Raw genomic sequence first — 1,940 nt, forward strand, 5'->3', positions numbered from 1 at the left:
CTTAAATCCATTTCATACCTACCGTTTTTACCTCTAAATAACAATATCTTATATTAATATAGCTCTTTTACAATTAGATTCCATTTCATTAATCATCTAATTAACTCGATTACTAAAGTTCATCACCATTAGTTTGCAAACAAATTTTTATAAATGAGATACTTAAATTTGTGAGGTGACAATACTATGCAACAACAGGTCGAATTAGATTCCACTCTTGCTGTTTCTTCGAAAAAGACATTATGGAAAAATCGTACATTTACTTTTGTATTTACAGGTTATACCTTATCAATGTTTGGAAATTCATTTCACAGTATTGCTTTAAACCTTTGGGTACTACAAGCAACAGGAAGTGCCAAATTAATGTCTACAATTGCCATAACTCATATGGTAATGAGCATGTTGTTTTCTTCCATTGCAGGTACTGTTGCAGATAGGGTAGATCGTAGAAAACTAATGTGGATAACAGATATAATAAGAAGTCTTTTAATACTAAGCATCGCATTTTGTATTGCAATACCCGGTACCCCCTTTATTCTTATTATTATCTTAACCGCTCTTACTTCCTGTGCAGGATTATTTCAGTCACCTGCATTCCATGCTTCCTTAGTTGATATTGTAGGAAAAGACAAAGTTCAACAAGCTACTGGAGTATTAAATGTAGCAGATAATGTATCTCGTATTTCGGGGCTAGCAATAGGAGGAGTTGTAGTTGCAGCATTTGGTGGTAGCATTGCTATCTCAGTTGACGCAGTTACTTTTATGTTATCCGCTATTTTAGTGTTGTTAAGTGGAAAGTTTCCTAATTCTACAAAAAAAACAGGAATCAAAAATTCATTTCAAGAGGACCTTGTTGCAGGATTCAAGTATATATGGCAGAACCCTTTTGCTAAATCTGTTATTATACTCTCGCCTACTTTAATCACATTTTTCACTGCTTCATTAATGCTTATTCAAGTAATGTCTGTAAAAGTGTGGAAGGCAAATCCGATTGAATTTGGGATAATTGAATCTAGCATTCCAATAGGTTATATGTTAGGCGCAGGCATTATTATCTTTTTTGATAATAAGTTACATCGACGGGGTTGGTGGATAATCCTTAGTATGGTTTTACTAGCTCCAATCTTTGTAGGGCTATCTTTTGCTCCATCTGTTCTTTATGCAGTACCATTAATTCTCCTCTTGGGAATACTTTTTTCATTTTGTACATTGTTAGTCAATGTGATTATTAAAGTTGAGGTAGATCCTGAGTTACAGGGAAGGACTTTTGGAACACTAGGTTCTCTTACGAGTATTGCATCACCAGTCGCTTTAGCAATTTCCTCATTTTTCGCTGACATTTATGGTCCACCATTAATCTTATTAATAAATGGGGTCTTATTATTTATTTCAGGACTAATTGTACTGTTCTTTCTAAAATCAATTAGATCATATAAATGATTCTTTTTCGTTATAAAAAAATTTAAGTATCCAAACTTGAAAAACGCCGAAATTGTTAAGGATATCAACTCCTTCGGCTTTTTTCCTATATCACTTAAGGAGAGATTTTTATGCCAAAGAAAATACTTATACTCGGAACCTTTCTGATAGCGGCTAGCCTTTTAGGTTGCACAGATATAGAAAACAAAGATACTCTCAACAAAATAGAAGCACCCGGAAAAGAACCAGTGGATGTAAAAGAAAAAGTTGCACTTAAACATATGACAGCAGAAGAATATTTAAAAAACTATAATAAAATTAAGAGTACTGTATCTACTCAAAGTATTGAAATTCTTCCATTTAATCTTGAACTAGAAAAGAAATCCAATACATATAGGTTTTATTACCCTAAAGAAGTAGATAAATCAGATCAAGATATGAAATGGGTAAGTGTCATGTTAGGAGAAAACGGAAAAGTAATTGATGGAATTATGTATACTGGCTACGCAGATATACCTACG

The 1,940-nt window shown here is 33.0% G+C and carries 2 protein-coding genes; both read left to right on the top strand.

Annotation, left to right across the window (positions count from 1 at the left end; translation table 11 throughout):
* The first annotated feature begins 186 nt into the window (after positions 1-186).
* Positions 187-1,440 carry an MFS transporter gene (locus ABWK52_RS23865; RefSeq protein WP_097879708.1) on the top strand — a complete coding sequence of 418 codons (1,254 nt, stop codon included), beginning with the start codon at positions 187-189 and terminating at the stop codon, positions 1,438-1,440.
* Positions 1,441-1,550: 110 nt separating this feature from the next.
* Positions 1,551-1,940, top strand: a 390-nt coding sequence (locus ABWK52_RS23870) for a hypothetical protein (RefSeq protein ID WP_353772178.1), incomplete at its 3' end; no start/stop codon positions are given.

Origin of the sequence: Bacillus sp. AP50 (assembly GCF_040492675.1) — a bacterium.
Classification (GTDB): domain Bacteria; phylum Bacillota; class Bacilli; order Bacillales; family Bacillaceae_G; genus Bacillus_A; species Bacillus_A cereus.

Excerpts from the sequence above, each read along its gene's own strand:
- ABWK52_RS23865 (WP_097879708.1), top strand. The coding sequence starts at position 187 with ATGCAACAACAGGTCGAATTAGATTCCACTCTTGCTGTTTCTTCGAAA.